The sequence below is a fragment of the Campylobacter sp. TTU_617 genome, assembly GCF_016599045.1.
In the GTDB taxonomy this organism is placed as follows: domain Bacteria; phylum Campylobacterota; class Campylobacteria; order Campylobacterales; family Campylobacteraceae; genus Campylobacter_D.
In genome coordinates, this window is record NZ_JAENKV010000001.1 from 41,797 (window position 1) to 66,324 (window position 24,528).

The 24,528-nt window shown below is 27.6% G+C and carries 23 protein-coding genes; 19 read left to right on the top strand and 4 right to left on the bottom strand.

What is annotated here, in order from left to right:
• Positions 1 to 24: 24 nt before the first annotated feature.
• Positions 25 to 1,815 carry a translation elongation factor 4 gene (gene lepA, locus GQV94_RS00185; protein ID WP_200168974.1) on the top strand — a complete coding sequence of 597 codons (1,791 nt, stop codon included), beginning with the start codon at positions 25 to 27 and terminating at the stop codon, positions 1,813 to 1,815.
• A 38-nt stretch (positions 1,816 to 1,853) separates the two neighbouring features.
• Here the strand turns inward: lepA and GQV94_RS00190 are convergent, their stop codons facing one another.
• Positions 1,854 to 3,257, bottom strand: a complete 1,404-nt coding sequence (locus GQV94_RS00190) for a hypothetical protein (protein WP_200168975.1) — start codon at positions 3,255 to 3,257, stop codon at positions 1,854 to 1,856.
• A 555-nt stretch (positions 3,258 to 3,812) separates the two neighbouring features.
• Positions 3,813 to 4,280 carry a hypothetical protein gene (locus GQV94_RS00195; protein WP_200168976.1) on the bottom strand — a complete coding sequence of 156 codons (468 nt, stop codon included), beginning with the start codon at positions 4,278 to 4,280 and terminating at the stop codon, positions 3,813 to 3,815.
• Between the two features lie 158 nt (positions 4,281 to 4,438).
• On the opposite strand from GQV94_RS00195, the gene mapA reads away from it, so the two are divergent.
• The 18 genes from mapA (at position 4,439) to GQV94_RS00285 (ending at position 22,334) form a co-directional block, all read left to right on the top strand.
• Positions 4,439 to 5,083, top strand: a complete 645-nt coding sequence (gene mapA, locus GQV94_RS00200; protein ID WP_200168977.1) for an outer membrane lipoprotein MapA — start codon at positions 4,439 to 4,441, stop codon at positions 5,081 to 5,083.
• Entirely contained in the window at positions 5,080 to 5,655 is a 576-nt protein-coding gene (locus tag GQV94_RS00205) for a phosphoribosyltransferase family protein (protein ID WP_200168978.1), read from the top strand. Before mapA ends, GQV94_RS00205 begins: the two co-directional genes overlap by 4 nt.
• A 39-nt stretch (positions 5,656 to 5,694) precedes the next feature.
• Positions 5,695 to 8,265, top strand: coding sequence for a DNA gyrase subunit A (gene gyrA / locus GQV94_RS00210; protein ID WP_200168979.1), 2,571 nt, complete (start codon positions 5,695 to 5,697; stop codon positions 8,263 to 8,265).
• Positions 8,266 to 8,310: 45 nt separating this feature from the next.
• Entirely contained in the window at positions 8,311 to 8,829 is a 519-nt protein-coding gene (flgP, locus tag GQV94_RS00215) for a flagellar assembly lipoprotein FlgP (RefSeq protein WP_200168980.1), read from the top strand.
• Positions 8,805 to 9,254: a hypothetical protein gene (locus GQV94_RS00220; protein ID WP_200168981.1), complete on the top strand. Its 450-nt coding sequence runs from the start codon at positions 8,805 to 8,807 to the stop codon at positions 9,252 to 9,254. Before flgP ends, GQV94_RS00220 begins: the two co-directional genes overlap by 25 nt.
• 158 nt (positions 9,255 to 9,412) lie before the next feature.
• Positions 9,413 to 10,711, top strand: a complete 1,299-nt coding sequence (locus GQV94_RS00225; RefSeq protein WP_200168982.1) for a sigma-54-dependent transcriptional regulator — start codon at positions 9,413 to 9,415, stop codon at positions 10,709 to 10,711.
• 3 nt (positions 10,712 to 10,714) lie between these two features.
• A complete protein-coding gene (locus GQV94_RS00230; protein ID WP_200168983.1) occupies positions 10,715 to 11,743 on the top strand; it encodes an aspartate-semialdehyde dehydrogenase in 1,029 nt (342 codons plus the stop codon).
• 18 nt (positions 11,744 to 11,761) lie between these two features.
• Positions 11,762 to 12,268 carry a YqhA family protein gene (locus GQV94_RS00235; RefSeq protein ID WP_200168984.1) on the top strand — a complete coding sequence of 169 codons (507 nt, stop codon included), beginning with the start codon at positions 11,762 to 11,764 and terminating at the stop codon, positions 12,266 to 12,268.
• Positions 12,269 to 12,321: 53 nt separating this feature from the next.
• Entirely contained in the window at positions 12,322 to 12,510 is a 189-nt protein-coding gene (locus GQV94_RS00240; RefSeq protein WP_200168985.1) for a mini-MOMP protein, read from the top strand.
• 10 nt (positions 12,511 to 12,520) lie between these two features.
• Positions 12,521 to 12,949 carry a c-type cytochrome gene (locus GQV94_RS00245; RefSeq protein WP_373563787.1) on the top strand — a complete coding sequence of 143 codons (429 nt, stop codon included), beginning with the start codon at positions 12,521 to 12,523 and terminating at the stop codon, positions 12,947 to 12,949.
• A 19-nt stretch (positions 12,950 to 12,968) separates the two neighbouring features.
• On the top strand, positions 12,969 to 14,084 hold the full coding sequence (locus GQV94_RS00250) for an ABC transporter substrate-binding protein (protein ID WP_200168987.1): 1,116 nt from the start codon (positions 12,969 to 12,971) through the stop codon (positions 14,082 to 14,084).
• Positions 14,085 to 14,102: 18 nt separating this feature from the next.
• A complete protein-coding gene (locus GQV94_RS00255; protein ID WP_200168988.1) occupies positions 14,103 to 15,212 on the top strand; it encodes an ABC transporter substrate-binding protein in 1,110 nt (369 codons plus the stop codon).
• A 7-nt stretch (positions 15,213 to 15,219) separates the two neighbouring features.
• On the top strand, positions 15,220 to 16,116 hold the full coding sequence (locus tag GQV94_RS00260) for a branched-chain amino acid ABC transporter permease (RefSeq protein WP_200168989.1): 897 nt from the start codon (positions 15,220 to 15,222) through the stop codon (positions 16,114 to 16,116).
• Between the two features lies 1 nt (position 16,117).
• On the top strand, positions 16,118 to 17,158 hold the full coding sequence (locus tag GQV94_RS00265; protein ID WP_200169134.1) for a branched-chain amino acid ABC transporter permease: 1,041 nt from the start codon (positions 16,118 to 16,120) through the stop codon (positions 17,156 to 17,158).
• Complete coding sequence (locus GQV94_RS00270; RefSeq protein WP_200168990.1) at positions 17,155 to 17,925, top strand: ABC transporter ATP-binding protein; 771 nt, start codon at positions 17,155 to 17,157, stop codon at positions 17,923 to 17,925. Before GQV94_RS00265 ends, GQV94_RS00270 begins: the two co-directional genes overlap by 4 nt.
• Positions 17,912 to 18,607: an ABC transporter ATP-binding protein gene (locus GQV94_RS00275; protein ID WP_200168991.1), complete on the top strand. Its 696-nt coding sequence runs from the start codon at positions 17,912 to 17,914 to the stop codon at positions 18,605 to 18,607. The genes GQV94_RS00270 and GQV94_RS00275 overlap by 14 nt, the downstream gene beginning before the upstream one ends.
• An 8-nt stretch (positions 18,608 to 18,615) precedes the next feature.
• On the top strand, positions 18,616 to 21,864 hold the full coding sequence (gene ccsA / locus GQV94_RS00280; RefSeq protein WP_200168992.1) for a cytochrome c biogenesis protein: 3,249 nt from the start codon (positions 18,616 to 18,618) through the stop codon (positions 21,862 to 21,864).
• Positions 21,864 to 22,334, top strand: coding sequence for a hypothetical protein (locus GQV94_RS00285; RefSeq protein WP_200168993.1), 471 nt, complete (start codon positions 21,864 to 21,866; stop codon positions 22,332 to 22,334). Before ccsA ends, GQV94_RS00285 begins: the two co-directional genes overlap by 1 nt.
• Here the strand turns inward: GQV94_RS00285 and murG are convergent.
• Together murG and ftsW are read right to left on the bottom strand one after the other, a co-directional pair.
• Positions 22,329 to 23,348, bottom strand: coding sequence for an undecaprenyldiphospho-muramoylpentapeptide beta-N-acetylglucosaminyltransferase (gene murG, locus GQV94_RS00290; RefSeq protein ID WP_325099630.1), 1,020 nt, complete (start codon positions 23,346 to 23,348; stop codon positions 22,329 to 22,331). The two genes, GQV94_RS00285 and murG, sit on opposite strands and share 6 nt — an antisense overlap.
• Positions 23,342 to 24,505 (bottom strand): putative lipid II flippase FtsW, encoded by a 1,164-nt coding sequence (gene ftsW / locus GQV94_RS00295; RefSeq protein WP_200168995.1) that lies wholly within the window; start codon positions 24,503 to 24,505, stop codon positions 23,342 to 23,344. The genes murG and ftsW overlap by 7 nt, the downstream gene beginning before the upstream one ends.
• Positions 24,506 to 24,528 lie beyond the last annotated feature (23 nt).

Genomic DNA, 24,528 nt, shown 5'->3' on the forward strand with positions numbered 1-24,528 from the left:
AATTGTTTAAGGTATGAAAAATTAATGCAAAATATTAGAAATTTTTCAATTATAGCTCATATTGATCACGGAAAAAGCACATTAGCGGATAGAATTATTAGTGAGTGTGGTGCTATTAGCGATAGATTAATGAGTAATCAAGTTATGGATACTATGGATATAGAAAAAGAAAGGGGTATTACTATTAAAGCACAGTCTGTGCGTTTAGAATACACTTTTAATAATCAAGAATATATTTTAAATTTAATAGACACCCCAGGTCACGTTGATTTTTCTTATGAGGTTAGTAGATCATTAGCAAGTTGTGAAGGAGCTTTGCTTGTTGTTGATGCTACTCAGGGTGTTGAAGCACAAACTATAGCTAATGTATATATAGCTTTAGAAAATAATCTTGAAATTATTCCAGTGATCAATAAAATTGATCTTCCCTCAGCTAATGTAGAAAAAGTAAAACACGAAATAGAACATATTATAGGTATAGATTGTAAAGAGGCAATTTGCGTAAGTGCAAAAACAGGTCAAGGTATAAAAGAGCTTATAGAAGCAATTATTACCAAAGTGCCAGCTCCAAAAATTAATAATGAAGCTCCCACAAAAGCTTTAATTTATGATTCTTGGTTTGATAATTATTTAGGTGCTTTAGCTTTAGCAAGAATTTATGAAGGACAAATTGCTAAAAATGATGAAATATTAATTATGAGCACAGATAAAAAACATTTGGTTCAAGATCTTTTTTATCCTCATCCTTTAAACCCTATAAAAACAAAGACTTTAAATTCAGGTGAAGTAGGGGTTGTAGTCTTAGGTTTAAAAAATGTAAGCGATGTTCAAGTTGGTGATACAATAACTCTTGTAAAAAATAAAGCTAAAGAGCCTATTTCTGGCTTTGAAAAAGCAAAAGCTTTTGTTTTTGCAGGACTTTATCCCATAGAAACAGATAAATTTGAAGATTTAAGAGATGCTCTTGATAAATTAAAGCTTAATGATAGTTCTATTACTTATGAGCCAGAAACTTCTTTAGCTCTAGGTTTTGGCTTTAGGGTAGGATTTTTAGGACTTTTGCATATGGAAGTGATCAAAGAAAGGCTTGAAAGAGAATTTAATCTTGATTTGATTGCCACTGCGCCAACTGTAACTTATGAAATTCATCAAACAGATGGAGTGATATTAAAAATTCAAAATCCAAGCGAACTTCCACCAGTTAATAAAATTGATTTTATCAAAGAGCCTTATGTTAAAGCTACAATTATAACACCTAGTGAATTTTTAGGAAATTTAATCACTCTTTTAAACCGCAAAAGAGGGGTGCAAGTTAAGATGGATTATATTACCACTCAAAGGGTTTTACTTGAATATGATATACCTTTAAATGAAATAGTAATGGATTTTTATGACAAATTAAAAAGCCTTACTAAAGGTTATGCAAGTTTTGATTATGAGCCTATTGAATTTAGAGTAGGAGATCTTGTTAAGCTTGATATTAAAGTAGCAGGAGAAAATGTTGATGCACTAAGTATTATAGTTCCAAATGAAAAAGCACTTTCAAAGGGAAGAGAGCTTGTAAAAGCTATGAAAGAGATAGTTCCAAGACAACTTTTTGAAGTGGCTATCCAAGCAAGCATTGGCAATAAAATCATAGCAAGAGAAAACGTAAAATCTATGGGGAAAAATGTTACCGCAAAATGTTATGGTGGAGACATTACAAGAAAAAGAAAACTACTTGAAAAACAAAAAGAAGGTAAAAAAAGAATGAAAGCCATTGGAAAAGTGCATTTACCACAAGAAGCATTTTTAAGTGTTTTAAAAATCGATTAAAGAATTATCTAAAAATTTTAGATAATTCTTTTTATATTTTAATTTATCATTTCTTCAATCTCCTCATCAATGACTTCTGCAATTATTTCTTTATTAAAAGTATGCAAAGGAAGTTTGGTTCTATTGGATACAATTAACACAACTATAGGTTTTAGAATTTTATTTGAAGAAGCTAATATCATAGAAGCATTTAATTTGTCTTTGAAGAAATTTTTATCTTCTTGAATCATTTTATCTACAATCATACTAAATTCTGAAGCTTCTGCATTTGAAAGTTTAAATAGAGTGCTTAAAGTTATAATATGATTGAAAAATATTCTTTGTTTTTTAGTTAAATCATCCTCTATATAATTATCTAATATATTTTTTGTAATTTTAGAAACACCGATTCCACCTATCATACCTCCGACAAATCCTCCAACCAAATTTCCAACGCCAGGAACAACAGAACCTAATGCTGCACCTGTTATAATAGCACCAGCCACTCCACCAGCAATTGAACTAGAATTAACTATTATATTTTTCACACATTGCATAGATGATATCTTTCCTCTCATCATCTGATGAATTTCTATACCAGAAGTAATTGCCATCATAGTTGCTGCAACAACTACTTGCCCTCTTAAGGCATTATTAGCTGCATTTTGCATAGCAGTAGTAGTTTTTATGGCTTCTTTTCCGGAAGATAAAGCTAAACCTTGAGCTATTCTTTGACCTAATGCTCCTTTAAAATTAAAATTTATTACTTGCTGTAAAAATTTATTAACAAGTTCAATTCTTTGCACTTGAGTTGCAATCATATAAACAGTAAAAGCTTGCCCTCCTGATTTAAATGCTAAAATTGCAGATTGTCTTATAGCTTCTTTTATATTTTGATTTTGATAATATAAAACATATGTATTAATAACAAAACTTATGCCAAAAGCTGTGCTTGCAACTACAGCTCCATTTTTTGCATCAAATTTTAAGCTTTCCTTGGAGCAAAATTTAGAATAATTTTTAGCTTCTTGATATGTTACGCTACCTTTTTTTATAATATTTTTAGCTTCACTTGGATCACTTATTCCTGGGACTTTACCCTGTGCTATTTTCTCTTCCATATTTTTTACAGCATAATCATATTGATCTTTTGGAACTTCCAAGGTCATAGGTTTATTATCCTTTGTATAATAACGATAATTTCCATTTCCTTGATTGTCAAAAGCAGAGTTTATTGTTTTTTGAGGAGTTTTGTAATATTTAGTTTGTATTTCTACACCATTTACAATCCTATCAGCTCCATTTTTTGCATTATCTCCTCCAACAATCTTGGCATTTTTTGTTATTTGATCAATAATTTTTTCATTTTGATGATTCATAAGTTCAGCCGCTAAACCGTGTCCTGTTTGTTTATTTTGAAAAATTGCGAAATTGTTAATCCAATTTTTAGATACTCCAAGCATAGTAGTAATTGTTGTGGAAGCATTAGAAATCGATTTAGCTATTCTTTGACTATATTCTTGAAGACTTTCATTTTCATTTAATATAGGATTTATTTCTTCGCTTAATTTTTCGCATATTTTTTCTGTTTCTTCGCAAATAGGAGAACAAAAGTATTCTTCAGTGTCATCATCAGTTTTATTTTTATATTTTGCCGCTAAACAACTTTCACAAAATTTAAATTTATATTTATTGATATCGTTTATATAATATTCATCTGTATTAAAAAAGTATTTTCCAATTTTTTCTTGATTTGTAATTAAATCATCAAATTCTTCTTCATTGAAAAAAGGCTCTTGTTTTTTATTTGTTAAAGTATTTTTATTAAATGTTTTAAAAAAGTCTTTTTTGGTAATTCTATCAACATTTTTTGTTATATCATCTAAAATAAAAAATAAATTTTGTAAGAAATTTTCATTAAAAATAAAATATTCTTGTCCTAATTTTATTCTTGTAACATCATCGTATATATCTATAGAAGAAATTATAACATCTTCATTTGTTTGTAAAATTAATTTTTATTCTTTTTTGTTGTCTTCTTTTTCTTTTGAAAAAGAGTATAAAATTTCACTTTCCCTGACAAAAGATAAAACATTATCATTAATATTTTTTAATTTTATATCAATTGCTAAGATTAAATCGGTTAATTTTCTTAATTCTACAAAAAAATAAATAAAAGGTATAAAAAATATTACACTAAGCAAATAATCATAATTTTTGATTTTGATAAGGAATGAATATATAAAAGGGGATAAACATATACATATATTTAAAAAAGTATAAGTTTTTAAAAAAGTTTTTTTGGTTTGAGTTTGAATCTGCCATTGTTTTTTTATTTTTTTCGCAAGTGTATCGATATGTAAATTTGCAAAACCTAGTATAACAATAACAATAAATAACCCATCTTTTAAAAAATCAAATTTGAACGGATTAATATATATTAAAAGCTCTAGCATTGTTAAACAGATTATTTTTAAAATTTTCATTTTGCTCCTTTTTTTATAAATTGAATGTATTATAAAAAAAAAAAAACATAAAAAATTGATTAAATCCAATGAGTTTATAAAATACATATTTTAAATTTGGCTTGAAATTTGCTTGATTTTTAAATACAATTAAAAATATAGAAAGTTAAGGAGATGTGATGTTTATCAGACTTGTGATTTTTATAGCAAGTATTTTTATTTTAAGTGCTTGTGCAAATCGTCAAGATACTTTTGCTCAAGTAAATCAAGTTTCTAAAAATTCAGGATGCACCTCTTGTGAAAGTCCAAGTGGTTTTGAAGCAAAAATAAAAGGACTTTTGTATATTAGTGATGTAGGTATTGAATGTTGTGCTAATAAAAGAACTCTTGATACTGGTGTAGCTTTAAAAAAAGTTTATTTACATAGATTTTATGATTTAAGTGAAGATAAAAAAACTTTATTTACTAATAATCAAAAATATTTTGTTGATACTCAATTTAATGCTGTTTTTTATGTTTATTTAAAACAAGAGCTTGAGTCAAGAGGGATTGTAGTATTGGAAAACAATAATGACAATTCTCCTTATGTAACTAAAGTTGATCTAGCTTTTATTGACTATAATTCTAAAAAAGATTCTACAGGGCTTCATTCTAGACTGGTTGGAGTTTTATCTCTTTATGATGTAAATAAAAATAGAAAATTTACCATACGCACAAAACAAGATGTACAAGGTTTTGATAACCTAAAAGAAATCACTTTCTATACTCATCTTTTGATTAAACAAATGGCTAATAAAGCAGCAAGTATCATTGCCTCACTTTGAAATGTTTTAATTGTGAGGAATTTGCTCTTTTAGGATTCTGTGATAAATGCAAGGAAAATTTAAAAGAGCTTTCCTTAAGCATAAGAATGCTTGATAAAAATTTTAAAGTTTATTCTTTTTATAAATATGAACAAATCAAGCATCTTCTTTATTCTAAACACCATTTTTATGGATATTTTGTTTTTAATATGCTTGCAAAATTAAGTTTTAAAAAGTTTAAACATTTTTTTAATCCAGATATAAAAATTAATGCTATAGCTTTAGATGATAAGGTTGAAAATTTGCTTTATTCTCATTCAGCAATTTTACTTAGATATTTAAAAAGCAAAAATATTAAACCAGTTTATGGAGCACTTCATGCTCAATCTAATGCAAAATATTCAGGTCAAAATATGCAATTTCGTCAGCAAAATAAAAGAAATTATAAGCTTTTAAAAAAAATAAATCATCCTGTAATCTTAGTTGATGATGTTGTAACTTCTGGTTCTAGTTTATTGGAAGCTAAAGAACTTTTAGAAAAAAATAAAATTTTTGTTCTTTTTGCTCTTGTTTTAGCTGATGCAAAAGAATAATTTGATACAATAATCATTTTTTAGGCTTTAAGGATTTTTATGGAAAATATTTTTAACAAAGATACTGATATTGATCTTATTGATATAGAAAATTCTATTAAAAGTAGTTATCTTGATTATTCTATGAGTGTTATTATAGGACGTGCTCTACCTGATGCAAGAGATGGTTTAAAGCCAGTTCATAGAAGAATTTTGTATGCAATGAATGATCTTGGAGTAGGCAGCAAAAGTAAGCATAAAAAATCAGCACGTATTGTGGGGGATGTAATAGGTAAGTATCATCCTCATGGAGATAGTGCTGTTTATGATGCTCTTGTAAGAATGGCTCAAGATTTTTCTATGCGTTATCCAACTATAGATGGACAAGGAAATTTTGGATCTATTGATGGAGATAGTGCTGCTGCTATGCGTTATACTGAAGCTAAAATGACAATTTTAGCAGAAGAGCTTTTAAAAGATATTGATAAAGATACAGTTGATTTTATTCCAAATTACGATGGAACAACTACAGAGCCAGATATATTACCTTCTAGGGTTCCAAATCTATTGCTTAACGGATCAAGCGGTATTGCAGTGGGTATGGCAACAAATATTCCACCGCATAGTTTAAATGAATTAATAGATGCAATTTTATATTTAATTGATCATAAAGAAGCAAGCTTAGAAGAATTAATGCAATTTATTAAAGGGCCTGATTTTCCAACAGGAGGTATTATTTATGGAAAAAAGGGGATTATAGAAGCCTATAAAACAGGAAGAGGGCGTATTAAAATTCGTGCTAAAACACATATAGAAAAAAAAGTAAATAAAGACATTATAGTTATTGATGAGCTTCCCTATCAAACCAATAAAGCAAGACTTATAGAACAAATTGCTGATTTAGTAAAAGAAAAACAAATTGAAGGAATTTCAGAAGTTAGAGATGAAAGCGATAGGGAAGGAATACGTGTTGTTATAGAACTTAAACGTGAAGCAATGAGTGAGATTGTTTTGAATAATCTTTTTAAATCAACAACAATGGAAAGTACTTTTGGTGTAATTATGTTAGCTATTTATAACAAAGAGCCAAAGATATTTTCTTTAATAGACCTTTTAAATTTATTTTTAACTCACAGAAAAACAATTATCATTAGAAGAACGATTTTTGATCTTCAAAAGGCAAGGGCTAGAATGCATATTTTAGAAGGATTAAAAATTGCACTAGATAATATCGATGAAATCATAGCTTTAATTAAAAATAGCCCTGATAATACAAAAGCTAAAGAAGAATTAGTTATAAAATTTAATTTAAGCGAAATTCAAGCAAGCGCTATTTTAGATATGAAGCTTGGACGTCTTACCGGACTTGAAAGAGAAAAAATTGAAAATGAGTTAAAAGAACTTATTTTAGAAATTGATAGACTAGAAAAAATCTTAAAAAGTGAAGTTTTATTAGAAAATTTAATAAAAGAAGAGCTTAAAGAAATAAGAACTAAATTTGATGTTCCAAGGATTACCCAGATTGAAGATGATTATGATGATATTGATATTGAAGATTTGATACCAAATGAAAATATGGTTGTTACCATAACTCATCGTGGTTACATCAAACGTGTGCCAAGTAAGCAATATGAAAAACAAAAGCGAGGAGGTAAAGGAAAACTCGCAGTTACTACCTATGATGATGATTTTATTGAAAGCTTTTTTACTGCCAATACTCATGATACTTTAATGTTTGTAACTGATCGCGGCCAACTTTATTGGCTTAAAGTTTATAAAATACCTGAAGGAAGTCGCACAGCAAAAGGAAAGGCTGTTGTAAATCTTATCAATCTTCAAGCTGATGAAAAAATTATGGCTATTATTCCTACTACAGATTTTGATGAGAGTAAATCTTTATGCTTCTTTACTAAAAATGGTATAGTAAAAAGAACAAATTTAAGTGAATACCAAAATATTAGAAGTGTTGGAGTAAAAGCTATCAATCTTGATGAAAATGATGAGCTTGTTACCGCCATCATCGTTCAAAGAGATGAGAATGAAATTTTTGATAAAAATGATGAAGAAAATATACAAGAAGAAGTAAATGTTTTAGAAGAAAATGCAGACTTAAACGATAATATTCAAGGAAAAATGCTTTTTGCTGTTACTAAAAAAGGTATGTGTATCAAGTTTCCTCTTGCCAAAGTTAGAGAGATTGGTCGCGTAAGTCGAGGAGTAACCGCTATTAAATTTAAAGAAAAAAATGACGAATTAGTTGGGGCTGTTGTCATAGAAAATAACGAACAAGAAATCTTAAGCATAAGTGCTAAAGGTATAGGCAAAAGAACTACTGCTGGAGAATATAGACTTCAAAGTAGAGGTGGAAAAGGTGTTATTTGTATGAAGCTTACAGATAAAACTAAAGATTTAATTAGTGTTGTTATTGTAGATGAGAGCATGGATTTAATGGCATTAACAAGTAGCGGTAAAATGATACGCGTAGATATGCAAAGTATAAGAAAGGCTGGAAGAAACACAAGTGGAGTTATCGTTGTAAATGTAGAAAACGATGAAGTAGTTAGCATAGCTAAATGTCCAAAAGAAGAAAATGAAGAGGAGGAGGAAGAAGTAAATTTAAATTTGGAATAGTTTTTGCTTTTTAACTTGGAATTACAATATATTGAAGGTGTATATATGAAAAAATTATTTTTTATGCTTATTATAGCAATGGTTTTTGGTGGATGTGTTCCTAATACAACAAAAATGAACAATACAACTGCAAATAATACAGTTGCAAATAACAATCCAGATATTATTGTTCAAAAAGTTGATAAAGATGATGTAAGAAATATCATCAAAGAAGAAAAAATGTTAGCTCCTGATGTTAGCGAAACAGAACTTAGCTTTACAGCTGTTGGAGAAGGAATAGCTCCTTTAAATACCGTATCTTCCGCTCAAGCTTTAGCGCTTGCTAAAAGAGCTGCAATAACTGATGCTTATAGACAACTTGCAAGCAAACTTTATGGAGTGAAAGTAAATGGTAAAGATACGGTAAAAGATGCTATGCTAAGAAGTTCAACAATTACTGCTCAAGTTAATGGACTTATAAAAAATGCAAGTATAATTGATGAAAGTTTTAATCAAGGACTTTATAGAGTTAATGTAGAACTTAAAATAGATGCAGACAAGTGGAAAGAATTATTTGCTTATTAATTTTATTAAATTTAAAACTATTTGCCCAAGATGAATTTATATTTTGGGCTGAACTTTCTAGTAAAAATTTAATTCTTTTTCATCAAAGTCAAAATATATCCTTAGCAATGACAAAAAGTGATAATTTTCTTAGTGATTTTGTATGCGAACTCCCCTATACTCAAAAAGACTATCTTAAATTTCCTAAAAATTCTTTAGGATTTATTGATGAAAATATGCCAAAAAAGATTAAATTAGATTTTTTAAATGCACACAAAGATGAATTAAATGAATGCTTTATAGGAGCTAAAATTCAAATAAAAAGTTTTACCCAAACAAATCTTTTAAAAGCTCAAAATGAAATTTATATAAAAATTTTACCCCTTCGTTTTAGTGTTGATTTTGGTTTAAATAGTGCACTGATTTACTATCTTAGAAAAAAATAAATATAAATTATTTTAAATAAAATTAATTTTTAATTATCTTGTAATCAACAGATGAAAATTTTATATATAAAAATAATTTAAAAATTAACAAATACTTAATTTTACCTTTTTTAAAGTTCTATTTTGCTAATATCTAAGAAAAAGTTAAAGGTTGATTTATGAATTTGGTTATAGTCGAAGATGATATCAATATGCGCAAATCTCTTGAAATTGCTTTGGCTGAATATAAAGAATTTACAATCAAATCTTATAAGTCTGCTACAGAAGCCTTAAAAAAACTTGATGATAATGTAGATTTAATTATTACAGATATTAATATGCCTGGTATGGATGGGCTTGAATTTATAAAAGCTTGTCAAAATAAATATGATTTTATAATAATGACAGGTAATGCTACATTAAATCGTGCTATTGAATCAGTAAGACTTGGCGTAAAAGACTTTTTAACTAAACCTTTTGATATTGAAACATTAATTCAGGCTATAAAAAGAGCTAAAATTATTCAAGAAAAAACAAAAAAAAATCCAAGAAAAAAAGAAAATTTAGATAATAACACTAAAGATTTTTTTGCCTCTTCTGAAAAATTAGAAAAAATTTTAGATTTAAGCTTAAAAGCGGCAAAAACTGATGCTTCTATAATGCTTTTTGGAGAAAGTGGAGTTGGAAAAGAAGTTTTTTCAAGATATATACACAAAAATAGCAAAAGATCAAATATGCCTTTTGTAGCTATTAATATGGCTGCTATTCCTTCAAATTTGATTGAAAGTGAATTATTTGGCTTTGAAAAAGGAGCATTTACTGATGCTAATTCATCAAAAATGGGACTTTTTGAATCAGCTAACGGCGGAACGCTTTTTTTAGATGAAATTGGGGAAATGCCTTATGAAATTCAGGCAAAACTTTTAAGAGCATTACAAGAGAAAGAAATTACAAGATTGGGATCAACTAAGAGTATTAAAATTGATATTAGATTAATTTGTGCAACCAATGCTAATTTAGAAGAAAAAATTCAAAAAGAAGAATTTAGATCTGATTTATATTATCGTTTAAATACTATTCCTATTAATATTCCGCCTTTAAGAGAAAGAAAAGAAGAAATACTTGATATTGCTAAGAAAATTTTAGAAGATACCTGTAAAGAATACGACTTTAAAAATAAAAAATTTTCCAAAGAAGCAAAAGAAGCGCTACTTGATTATGATTATCCAGGGAATATTAGAGAGTTAATTTCAATTGTTCAAAGAGCTTGTATTTTAAGTGATAGTGATGAAATTTTGACTCAAGATCTTTTTTTAGAAGCAAGAAAAACAAAAAAAGAGATTAAAAATCTTGAAAAAGATTTAATTATTGAAGTTCTTCAAAGTGTTAATTTTAATATAAAAGAGGCTAGTGATATTTTAGGAATGCAAATTCATATTCTAGAAGAAAAAATTCAAAAATATAATATTAAAGGATAAAAAATGCCAAAAAAGCAAAAAATTGCCATAGTTGGAGCTACAGGTGCCGTTGGTGAAGAAATTTTAAATGTTTTAGATGAATTAAAATTTCCAGTAGAAAGTATATTGCCTTTAGCTAGTGCCAAAAGTGCTGGGAGTGAAGTTGAATTTCAAAATAAATATTATAAAGTTCAAGAACTTAACGAAGAAGTTTTTAAAAATAATAAAATTGACATAGCTTTTTTTAGTGCTGGAGGTGAAATTTCTAAAAAATATGCCAAAATAGCAGCAGAAAATAAAGCTCTTGTGATAGATAATACAAGTTATTTTAGGATGGATAAGGATATTCCTTTAGTTGTTCCTGAATGCAATAGCGAGGATATTAAGCTTTATAAAAAAACCGGAATTATAGCAAATCCTAATTGCTCCACTATTCAAATGGTACATATTTTAAAACCCTTAGATGATGTTTTTGATTTACAAAGGGTTGATGTAAGCACTTATCAGGCCGCAAGTGGTGCAGGAAAAGAGGGAATGAAAGAGCTTGTTGAAGCAATGCAAAGTTTTTTTGCTTTTAAATTAGATGAATTTCAAAGCAAAACTTTCCCATATACCTTAGCCCTAAATTTGATACCACAAATTGATGAATTTATGGAAAATGGTTACACAAAAGAAGAATTAAAAATGATCAATGAGACTCAAAAAATTCTACATAAAAAAATTGATATTTCAGCAACTTGCGTTAGAGTTCCGGTTCTTCGAAGTCATAGCGAATCTTTAACTTTACATTTTAAAAAAGAAGTTAATGTAAATAAGGCAAAAGAAATTTTAAAAAATGCACCAAGTGTTGTTTTAATGGATGATATAAAAAATAAAAAATATCCTATGCCTCTTTTCACAAGTGATACAAATGAAACTTATGTTGGACGTATCAGAGAAGATATTAATCATAAAAATATATTGCATCTTTGGTGTGTAGCTGATCAGATTCGTGTAGGAGCAGCAACAAATGCAGTAAGAATTGCTCAAAAATATTTAGAATTGATTAAGTAAAATTTTAAAAGGAGTGCAATGTTAGAAAAATTTTTTGAATCTTTACTAATTAGAAGTCGTATTGTTACGATTTTACCTGTTATTTTTGGACTTATTGGTTCTTTTGTTTTATTTATTATTGCAAGTTATGATATTTTAAAAGTTATTCTTTTTACCTACCAGTATTTTTTTATTAGCAATTCTCAAATAGATTTACACGATGATGTTATAGGTCTTATTATTGGTGCTGTTGATTTATATTTAATGGCGCTTGTTTTATTTATTTTTTCTTTTGGAGTATATGAGCTTTTTATTAGCGAAATAGAAGAATTTAAACAAACAAAACAAAGTAAAGTTTTAGAAGTTCATAGCTTAGATCAACTTAAAGATAAACTTGCCAAAGTTATTATTATGGTTTTAGTGGTTAATTTTTTTCAAAGAGTGTTGCAAATGAAATTTAGCTCTCCACTTGATATGAGCTATCTTGCAGCATCTATTTTAGCTTTATGTATAGGACTTTATTTTTTACATAAAGGCGGTCATTAATCAGTGGTTATTTTTTTTTGCTATAATCAAAAGTTATTTTTAAAGTGATATTGATGAAAATAATATTTGTCTTGATAAGTTTATTATCTTTTTGTTTTAGTACTCCTTTGGATGAAATTTTTAAAGATATTAATGTTTCTGGAGTTATACGCTACAGATATGAATATCATAAGATAAATGGTTTTAATCAAAAACAACAAAAATATCACAATAAAACAAATATTGAATTTTCTATAAAATAAAGGTTTTGTAATTATGTTTAGATTGATATTGCTTATATTAGTTTTTAAAAGTCTGCTTTTTGGTATCAATTTGAAGTCTATTTTTGATTATACTTTTAATACGAATAAAGAATATGATTCTCAAAGAGGAGAAGAAATTTATTTTCAAAAAAAATGTAATGTTTGTCACGGCAATCAAGGAGAAAAAAAATTTTCTAACTCTAAAAGATTAAAAGATATGACTCCAGAACAGATAAAAGCTTCTTTAATAGCTTATACTCTTGAGCCATCTAAAACAAATACTCAAATGGCTTTATATGCAAGAGAATTAAGTCATAATGATATAGACAATATCATTGCTTATCTCAAAGGTGGGGATTTTGCTTTTAAAATTCAAGAAAAAGAGTTGTTAGAAGAAGAACCTCCTAAAAAAACTGAACACGGAACTTTTATAAAATAATATTTTAAGGAAAATATTAATGAAAAAAAATGTTTTTATATTATGTATTTTACTTCTTGGTAATTATATTAATGCAAAAGAAGTACGTCTAGGAGTTGCACTACCTCTTACGGGTTCTGTTGCTGCCTATGGGCAAGATATTTTATCTGGAATAGAAGTTGCAAGTAAATTAAATTCTAAGCTTTCAAATGGAGATGAAGTAAAGGTTATTCTTATTGATACTAAAGGGGATAAGCTTGAAACATCAAATGGTCTTAATCGTCTTATTTCTCAAGATAAAGTTTTAGGACTTATTGGAGAAGCAACAACTCCAAATACTATTCAAGCTATTTCAATTGCTGAGGATAAAAAAGTTCCTATTATTGCACCAGTGGCTTCTGGTGATAAACTTTTAAACAAAAAACAATATGCAAGTAGGGTATGTTTTAAAGATAGTTTTCAAGGAGAAAAATTTGCCTCTTATATTGCTAAAGAGCTTAATTTAAAAAATGTTGTAATTATCATAGATCAAGGTAATATTTATTCCTTAGGTCTTGCTAAAGCTTTCGAAAAGGCCTTTGAAGAAAATGGTGGAAAAATAATCAAAAAATTAATTATTAATTCTGGAGATAAAGATTTTAGAGCTATAGCTTCTCAGTTAAAAAGCTTAAATCCTGATTTTGTTTATATGCCTATTTATCACCCAGAAGCAGCTTTAATTGCAAGGCAAGCTAAACAAATTGGATTTGATAAAATTTTAGCCGCTGGAGATGGAGTAGCAAATCAAACTTTTATAAAACTTGGGGGAAATTCTGTGGATGGAGTGATTTTTACCGATAGCTTTGATTTTAATAATCCCACAACAGAGCTTGGAAAAAAATTTATATCAGCTTATGAAAAAGAAAAAGGAACTAAAGAAGTTCCTGCATTTTCAGCTATGGGTGCTGATGCTTATTTTGTAATGGTAAATGCTATGAATGAATGCATTGCTAATCTTAATACAGAATGTATTAATAATAAAATTCATCAAACTAAAAATTTTCAAGGTGTTAGCGGGATAATTAGCATTGATGAAAGTGGAAATGCAATTCGTTCTGTAGTAATCAAAGAAATCAAAAATCAAAAACAAGTTTATAAAACAAGTATAAACCCATAAATATTAAAAGGTAAAATAATGAAAAAATTTCTAATTTTAATAAGTTTTTTGACTTTATCCTTAAATGCGAAAGAAATAAATTTAGGAATTATACTCCCATTAAGCGGTTTAACTGCTGCTTATGGGCAAAGTGCTCTAGAGGGTATTAAACTTGCTAATGCTTTAGAAAATACACTAAAAAATGGTGATAAAGTAAATTTGATTGTTATTGATACAAAGGGAGATAAAATAGAATCCTCAAGTGGAACCAATCGTGTTATTTCTCAAGATAAAGTTTTAGGACTTATTGGAGAAATGGTTACAGCTAATACTTTACAAGTTATGAAAATAGCTGAAGATAATAAAATTCCACTTATTGCACCTGCTGCTACTGGAGATAGATTGCTAGATAAGAAAAAATATTCAAGTAGGGTGTGTTTTAGTGATAATTTCCAAGGCTCATCTATGGCCAAGTATGTTTATAATACCTTAGGTTATAAAAATGCTGTAATTATAGTTGATCAAAGCAATGATTATTCTTTAGGTCTTGCTAAAGCCTTTGAAAAAGAATTTAGTTCAAATAATGGTAAAATTTTAAAAACAATTAGAATTAATTCTGGAAATAAGGATTTTAAAGCTATTGTTACTCAGATCAAAAGCATCAATCCTGAATTTATATTTTTACCTATTTATTATACAGAAGCATCTTTATTTGCAAGACAAGCTAGAAATTTAAATCTTAACACCCCAATGGGTTCTGGAGATGGAGTAGCAAATCAAACCTTTATTAATTTAGCTTTAGAAGCTAGCAATGGCTACATTTTTACCGATAGCTTTGATTTTAATAATCCCACAACAGAGCTTGGAAAAAAATTTATATCAGCTTATGAAAAAGAAAAAGGAACTAAAGAAGTTCCTGCATTTTCAGCTATGGGTGCTGATGCTTATTTTGTAATGGTAAATGCTATGAATGAATGCATTGCTAATCTTAATACAGAATGTATTAATAATAAAATTCATCAAACTAAAAATTTTCAAGGTGTTAGCGGGATAATTAGCATTGATGAAAGTGGAAATGCAATTCGTTCTGTAGTAATCAAAGAAATCAAAAATCAAAAACAAATTTATAAAGATATTATTAACCCTTAGGAATATTATGGATTTAACTTTATTTTTGCAACAACTTATTAATGGTTTAAGTTTAGGAAGTATGTATGCGCTTATTGCAGTAGGCTATACAATGGTTTATGGTGTTTTACGACTTATTAATTTTGCCCACGGGGATATTATGATGGTAGGTGCTTATATAGCACTTTTTAGTATATTAAATTTTCAAATTCCTTTTTTAGGGGCTTTATTTTTAGCAATGATTTTTGCTGCGTGTGTAGGTATTGCAACTGATAAGGTAGCTTATAAGCCTTTAAGAAATGCTCCAAAGATTTCATTACTTATAACAGCAATTGGTATAAGCTTTCTTTTGCAAAATCTTTTTAATATGTTCTTTACTTCAACTCCAAAAGCATTTCCAGTCCCGAGTATTTTTGAAGAAAATATTGTTTTTTTTAATATTAGCATTACTTTTGGAAGCTTACTTGTCCCTATAATAACATTTGTTATTTTACTTATTCTTCTTTTTATTTTACACAAAAGTAAATATGGTATTGCTATAAGAGCTTTAGCTTTTGATATTCAAACCGTAAATTTAATGGGAATTAATGCAAATCGTATTATTGCAATTGTTTTTGCATTAGGTTCTTCTTTAGCAGCTGTTGGAGGAGTATTTTGGGCTACAACATATTATTCAATTGAACCTAGCATGGGAACTCTAATAGGTCTTAAAGCTTTTGCAGCTGCTGTATTAGGTGGTATTGGATCAGTTGTTGGTGCCGTACTTGGAGGACTTATTATAGGGCTTACTGAGGTAATAGTTGTAGCTTTTTTTCCAGATCTTTCTGGCTTTAAAGATGCCTTTGCTTTTATTTTTTTGGTTTTTATTTTGATTTTTAAACCAACAGGAATTTTAGGCATTAATTTTGAAAAAAGTAGGTTTTAATATGAGTAAGACTAAAAATTTGCATATATTATTTTTAATTATCTCAATTTTATTTATATTTTTATCTCCACAAATTTTTAATGATTATGGAATGAATATTATTAATCAAATTGCTATTTTTATTATTTTTGCAGTAAGTTATAATCTTATTAATGGTGTAACAGGACAATTTTCTCTTGAGCCTAATGGCTTTGTAGCTATAGGTGCTTATGTGACTGCTTTAATGCTTTTAAGTGCTGAAGCTAAAAATGAACAATTTTTTCTTGATGGACCTAATTCTTTTATTTTAATGATGCATACAAATTATTTTATTGTTGCTTTATTACTTTCTGGAATTTGTGCTTGTTTATTATCTTTGATTCTTTCTTTTGCCGTTTTTAGAGTAAGAGGAGATTACTTAGCAATTGTAACTTTGGGTTTTGGTATTATTATTAAATTATTAGCACTAAATTTTTATTCAATAACAAATGGATCGCGTGGTTTTATTGATATACCGCAATTTTCAAATATTTTTTGGACAGGTTCTATTGCGATTATTTCAGTTATTTTAATTTTAAATATAGTTTATTCTAAATATGGAAGAGCTATGAAAGCCATTAGAGATGATGAAGATGCGGCTAGTGCAATGGGAATTAATACCTTTTGGATTAAAACCTTAGCTTTTGGAACTTCAGCATTTTTAGAAGGTGTCGGAGGAGGTTTATTAGTTTGTTTGCTTACAACTTTAACTCCAGATCAATTTGATTTTTTATTTACTTTTCAACTTTTAATTATTATAGTTTTAGGAGGACTTGGTTCTACAACAGGAGCTATAATAGGTGCTATATTAGTAATCGGAGGAAGTGAGTGGCTTAGATTTTTGGATGAAAGTATGAATATTTTTGGCTATCAAATTGACGCTATGCCGGGTTTTAGAATGGTAGTTTTTTCTCTTATTTTAATTTTAGTAATGCTTTTTGCTAGAAAAGGTATTATGGGGAATAAAGAGTTAATTGATATTTTATTTTCACTAAAAAAATATCAAAGAAGGAGAAAGAAGTGATTTTAGAATTAAAACAAATTTCTAAAAATTTTGGCGGTGTTCAAGCTATCAATGAAACTTCTTTTAAACTTAAAGAGGGTGAAATTTTTGCTCTAATTGGTCCTAATGGGGCAGGAAAAACAACTTTATTTAATATAATTACAGGAAATTATAAACCAACAAGTGGTGAAGTTTATTTTAACGGGCAAAGAATTGATACATTAAAACCTTACAAAATAGTACATTTAGGTATTGCAAGAACCTTTCAAAATATAAGACTTTTTTCAAGTATGAGTGTGCTTGAAAATGTTTTAATAGGCTTTAATCATAAAATGAAATACAATATTTTAGAAGCTTTTTTGCATATTGGAAGATTTAAAAAAGTAGAAAAAGAATTTAAAAATAAAGCTTATAAAATCTTAGAAGAGCTTGGAATTGAAAAATTAGCAGAAGAAAAAGCTACTAATTTAAGTTATGGACAACAAAGAAAAGTTGAAATTGCAAGAGCTATGGCAACTGAACCAAAATTACTTTTACTTGATGAACCTGTTGCAGGAATGAATGGATCAGAAAGTGATGATTTAGCAGAGGTTATTTTTAAGCTTAGAAATGAGCATAAAATTAGCGTTTTATTAATAGAACATGATATGAAATTTGTTAATAAGCTTTGTGATAGAGTTTTGGTTCTTGATTATGGAAAAACTATTTTTGAAGGAAAACTAAATGATGCTGTTAATCATAAAGAAGTTATTGCTGCATATTTAGGAGATTTTGATGTTAGTAGTTAAAGATTTACACGTTTACTATGGCTTAATTGAAGCGGTAAAAGGAATTGATTTTAAAGTCGAAACAGGTCATATTGTTTCTTTAATAGGTTCCAATGGTGCCGGTAAAACTTCTACTTTAAATGCCTTACTCAATTCTGTAAAAAAAACGGGAGAGGTTAATTTTTTAGGATACGAAACTTCAAGACACCTAACATATACTTTAGTTCAAAAAGGAATAGCCTTAGTTCCAGAAGGTAGAAGAGTTTTTATTAATCTTAGTGTAGAAGAAAATTTAAAAATAGGGGCTTTTAATAATGCTGAAAATTATGAACACTTAAGAGAACAAATGTATAGACTTTTTCCAAGACTTGCTAATAAAAAAAATACATTAGCTGGAAATTTAAGCGGTGGAGAAGCTCAAATGCTAGCCATTTCAAGAGCTTTAATGAGCGAACCTAAACTTTTAATGCTAGATGAACCTTCTTTAGGCCTTGCACCTAAAATAGTAGCAGAAGTTTTTGATATTATTGTTCGCTTAAAGCAAGAAGGGATTACCATACTTTTAGTAGAACAAAATGCTTATTCTGCTTTAAAAATTAGTGATTATGCTTATGTTTTAGAAAATGGATACATAGCTATGCAAGGAATTGCGAAAGATTTAATTGGCAATGATGAAATTCGTAAGAAATATTTGGGACTCTAAGGATAAAAATGAAAAATATTATTAAAAGCATTGGAGATTTAAAAATTTCTATTTTACTTTTTTTACTTTTTGCACTTTTTTGTGCTTTGGCAACTTTTATCGAAAGTTCTTATGGTACTCCAACTGCTTGGGCTATGATTTATGGAACATTTTGGTTTGGTTTAATTCAGTTTTTATTAGGGATTAATTTATTTTGTGGAATGTTAAGATATAAAATGTTTCAAATTAAAAAATTGCCTTTAATGATATTTCATTTTTCTTTTTTATTTATTTTAATAGGTTCTATTATGACAAGATATGGTGGTTTTGAGGGTTTACTTCATATTAGAGAAAATGATTCAAACTCTTATATTGAAAGCTCTAAATCTTTTATCAAATTTTCAGCACTTAAAAATCAACAAATCTATGGAGTAGCATCTGATAAAGATATAGCTGTTTTACCTTTTGCTAATTCTTTAAAACTTGAACTAAATATTGATAACAACAAAGCAATTTTACAATATAAAGACCTTATCTTAAATGCTAAAGTTTCTTATATAGAAGATTTAAATTCTTCTAATGCTTTATTAATCTTAATGCTTGCTAAAAATGGACAAAATCAAGAAATTAAATTAAAGCAAAATGAAATTAAAAATATAGATGGTATTAATTTTTCTTTTATGAATGATGAAGTTAAAGCTCCTTTTGTTAAAATTAATAAAAATTTAGAATTAATTTCAAGCCAAAGATTGAATTTTTTAAGTATGCAAGATGGAGTTAATTCTCATCTTGAAATAGGTTCTAAAGTAAATGCTAAAGAAAAAAGGCTTTATGAAATTAATGATTTAAGTTTTGTTATAAAATTTGCTTCTTTACATGCTAAAGAAATTATAACTGGAGATAATAGACCACAAGATGAGAGTTTTTTGATTTGGTTTAAAAATATCTGGCTTGAAATTTTTAGGACTTTAATTATTTCTTGGTTTGGAGAACCTTATAATTGGAAAGCATCGTGGTTAGAAAATTTAAAACCTTTTGCTATGAGCACTCAATATCAACCACTAACTTTAAATGGTAATAATGCTTTAAAATTTGAACTTTCATATCAGGGTAAAAAACAAGAATTTTATATTTTTCAATATGATAAACCAAAAGTTATTGAGCTTAATGGACAAAAATTCTTTATTTCTTGGACAACTTCTTTTCAAGAATTACCTTTTTCAATTTATTTAAATGATTTTATAATTGAACGATACCCAGGTTCAATGTCTCCGGCTTCTTATGCAAGTGAAATTAGACTCGAAGATAAAAATGCAAGTTTTGATTATAGGGTTTTTATGAATAATGTTTTAGATTATAAAGGCTATAGATTTTATCAAAGTTCATATGATCAAGATGAAAAAGGAACCATACTTTCAGTCAATAAAGATCCAGGAAAAATTCCAACTTATATTGGATATTTTTTATTATGTCTTGGTATGTTTTTAAATTTTTTAAATCCACACTCAAGATTTAGAGTTTTAGCAAAACTTATCAATCAAGATGCTCTTAAAAATTCTGTAAAAATTTTATTATTTGCTTTTTTATTTTTAGGTATTAATAAATTACAAGCTTTTGAAAATAATACAAGTAATAATATACCAATAATTAATAAGGATCATGCTAAAAAATTAAGTCATCTTATAGTTCAAAAGCCTAGCGGGAGAATGGTTCCATTTGATACCTTAGCTAAAGAAGTTTTAGAAAAAATTTATAAAAAAACAAGTTACAAAAATCAAGATGCAAGTGCTATAATGCTTTCTATGCTTATAGATGTACAATCTTGGGCAAAAGAGCCGATTATAATTATGCCTAAAAATAAAGCAATTAATGAAGAAATCTCTAAAATTTTAAATATTCCTAGTAAACCTTATATCAGCTATATAGATTTTTTTACTAAAGATAACAATTATGCTCTTTTAAAATATGTTGAAAATGCAAATCGCAAAAATCCAAATACTAGAGGAGTTTTAGATAAAGAGATTATTAAACTTGATGAAAGAGCAAATATTGTAAATTTAATTTTTAGTGGAGAATTGTTTAAATTTATTCCTATTCAAAATGATAAAAATAACACTTGGCTTGCACCTTTCTCAGCTATGCAATTTACTAAAGGAGAAGAAAATTTAATTGTTGTAAATTTAATAAAAAATTATTTTTTATCTGTGGAAAATAGCATTAAAACAAATGATTGGTCCAAAGCAGATGAAGCATTAGAATTAATTGAAAAGTATCAAGAAAAATTTGGTAGCAATGTTATACCAAACAAGACTAAAATCTCAATAGAAATTTTTACAAACCATTTACAATTATTTGTAAAATTAATCCCTGTATATTTACTAGCAGGTCTTTTACTTTTGATTTTGGTTTTAACTAAAATGCTAAATTCTAATATTAAAATTAATTTAATATTTAAAATTGTATATATTTTAAATATTATTGTTTTTATTGTTCATAGTATAGGATTATGTTTAAGGGCTTATTTAGCAGATCATGCTCCTTGGAGTAATGCCTATGAAAGTATGGTTTATATATCTTGGGCTTTAGCATTATCTGGAATTTTCTTTTCTAAAAAAAGCCCTATAGCCCTTTCTTTAACTTCTATTTTAGCGGGTATAGTCCTTTTTGTAGCACATTTAAGTGAAATGGATCCTCAAATTACAAATTTAGTGCCAGTATTAAATTCTTATTGGCTTACAATTCATGTTTCTGTTATTACAGCAAGTTATGGATTTTTAGGACTTTGTGCTTTACTTGCTATTTTTGTCTTGATTTTAATGTGTTTCCTTAAAAATAAAGGTAAATATAATGCAAATATCTTAAGAAATATTACAGAAGCAACAAGAATTAATGAAATGGCAATGATTTTAGGACTTTGCTTACTAACTGCTGGAAATTTTTTAGGCGCTGTTTGGGCTAATGAAAGTTGGGGGAGATATTGGAGTTGGGATTCCAAAGAAACTTGGGCATTAGTGAGTATATTAGTTTATGCAGCTATACTACACATTAGAATGATTCCAAAATTATGCAATCAATATGTCTTTGCAGTCAGCTCAATGTTTGCTTATTGGGTAATCATTATGACATATTTTGGAGTTAATTATTTTCTAGTCGGTATGCACTCTTACGCTGCTGGAGAAGCTGTACAAATCCCAAGTTATGTTTATTGGGGATTTTTTACAATGATAATTTTAAGCTTACTGGCCTATAGAAAACGTCATTTTATTAGTAAATTATAATGCATCAAGTATTTTTTATTATTTTAGTAGCAGCTATTTTACTTTCAATTTTTTTAAGTATAATAGCTTATCTTATTATTAATGATGGTAAAAAAAGTGAAAAAACTAAAATAAAAAATGATAATTCTAATAAAAAAACTAAAATATTTAATACAGATTTAGACAAAATGATAACAACTGCTAAAGATACTTCTTTAACAGATCAAGAGCTAAAAAACCTTGCTCAATTATTTATAAGCACACATAAACTTGGTAGCAAACAATCAAAAGAGTTAGATGAGACAACAAAAAAGAAATTAGAATTTATTACTGCTCTTAGTTCTAATGATAATGCAAGCCCTCAAACTATAAGTTTTTTAAATAAAGAATTAAAGAAAATTTCAGCTTCTTATAAAAAAGAAATTGATGCTTATGAACAAATGGGTCTTGCTAAAAGAAAAATAAAAGAAGATAAAACAACAAGTTCATAAATTTATAATATTTTTCATATATAAAATTAGCTCATCTGCTCCATTTGGTTTTAATATATTAATTAAACCTGTAGATATTTGTTCTAAATTTAAAATTAAAATTGTTTGCAATAACCTATCTTCGTTTAAATTAGACTGTAAAAAAACTTCACATAAATTTTTATCTTTTAAAAATTTAGCATTAAAAAATTGATGATTTTTAGCTGCATATGGATAGGGGATGAAAATAGTTGGGATATTATTAGCACAAAGTTCAAAAAGAGTACTAGCTCCAGATCTTGAAATGGCTAAATCTGCTTCTTGTATTTTGGTATAAATGTTTTTATCAAAAGCAAAAATATCTACTTTTATATTTAGTTTTTCATAAGCTTTCTGGTAAAAATCAAATTCTTTTTCTCCACACTGATGTATAATTTTAATATTTTTTTTACTTAATTTTGGAGCCAATTTTAAAGCCAAAGCATTGATAAAACTAGCACCCTGAGAACCACCTAAAAATATAATTGTTTTAAGCTCTTTTCTTATTCTTGCTGTTTTAAAAAATATTTCATTAACTGGATAAGAGCAAAATATAGGCTCAAAAGCGCTAAAAAAAGCTTTAGAGAAAGGTTTCAAAAGAGAATTTAAAGCTCCTTTTTCAGAATTTTGTTCATGGATAAAAAGAGGGATATGATTAATAATCGCTCCAAAAGATGCTGGAGCTGAACTATATCCACCGACGCTAAAAACAGCTTTTATTTGATGTTTTTTAAAAATTTCACGACATTTAAAACTAAGTTGTAAAATTTTAAATAAAGATTTAATTTTTGCTATTTTTTTTTGATTAACAACACCTCTTGAATCCAAAAAATATTTTGCTTTAAAACCTAATTCATTTTCAAACCAAAGCTTATCCTGACCATAGGTGCTCCCTATATAAATACATTCTATATTTTGTTTTTTAGCACTTTGCAATAAACATTTAGCTATATTTAAATGTCCTCCAGTTCCTCCACCTGTAATTGCTATCATAATTTCACCTTTTTAGAAATCATTAAAACATAGCCAATTCCTATACAAATAGCCCACATAGAACTTCCCCCGTAACTAAGAAGTGGCACAGCAACACCTTTTAAAGGGGTTAAAGAAATAATACCAAAAGCATTCATAAAAAAAGAAAATAAAAGAAGTAAAGCTATACCTGAACAAAAAATAAAATCTTGTTTTCTATCACATCTTCCGGCAATTCTAAAAATTCTTAAAATCATCCAAAGATAAAGGATGCAAATACAAGCTAATCCAAAAAGTCCAATTTCTTCAGTAATTCCAGATAAAACAAAGTCTGTATGAACCTCGCTTAAAAAACCTAGTTTAAAAATTCCAAGCCCAAGACCTTCTCCAAAAAATCCCCCATGTGCTATAGCATTGAGCGAATGAGAGATCTGATAAGGTTCATTATTAACGCTTACTCTTAAACTTGAGGCAATCCAATTAGGAAATAAAGGCAAAAAGGCATCTTGTATATTTCCCCACCAGCTGATAATTCTTTGAATTCTTCTTTGATTGCTAAAAATTACCATAATGCCTATCATCATAATAATAATAGTACTAAAAGCAAACAATCTTTTACTTGTTCCAGCAAAAAAAGCTAAGGCAAGAATAAGAAAAAAAGAAATAACACTTTGTCCTAAATCATTTTGTGTGATATAAATATAACCAATCACTATACTAGCAACTATACAATAAGGTAATAAAATTAAAATTTCGTGTTTAATAGCCTTTTTATTATCATCTATTCTTCTTGTATAAGACCAAGCAAGAAAATAAATAAGTCCTATTTTAAAAAATTCAACTGGAGAAACTGAAATAGGTCCTATTCTAATCCATCTTTTAGCTCCACCGCTAGCTGTAGCTAAAGCGGTTGGCAAAAAAGGTAAAATAATTATACAAATAAAAGAAATTATAAGTAAAGCTAAAATAATTCTTTTCGCATTATTGGTATCAGGATTAAGACGTGAAATAAAAAACATAATTAAAATTCCACTTACCCCAAAAAAAAGTTGTCTTATAAAAAAATGAAATTCGCTATATTCAAAATAAAGTACAGTAAAAGCAGTCAAAGAGTAAGAAAAAACAATACCTATAATAATCAAAACAGAACTTAAATAAAATAATTTTTTATCAGCTAACATTAAATTACAACTTTAAATATTAA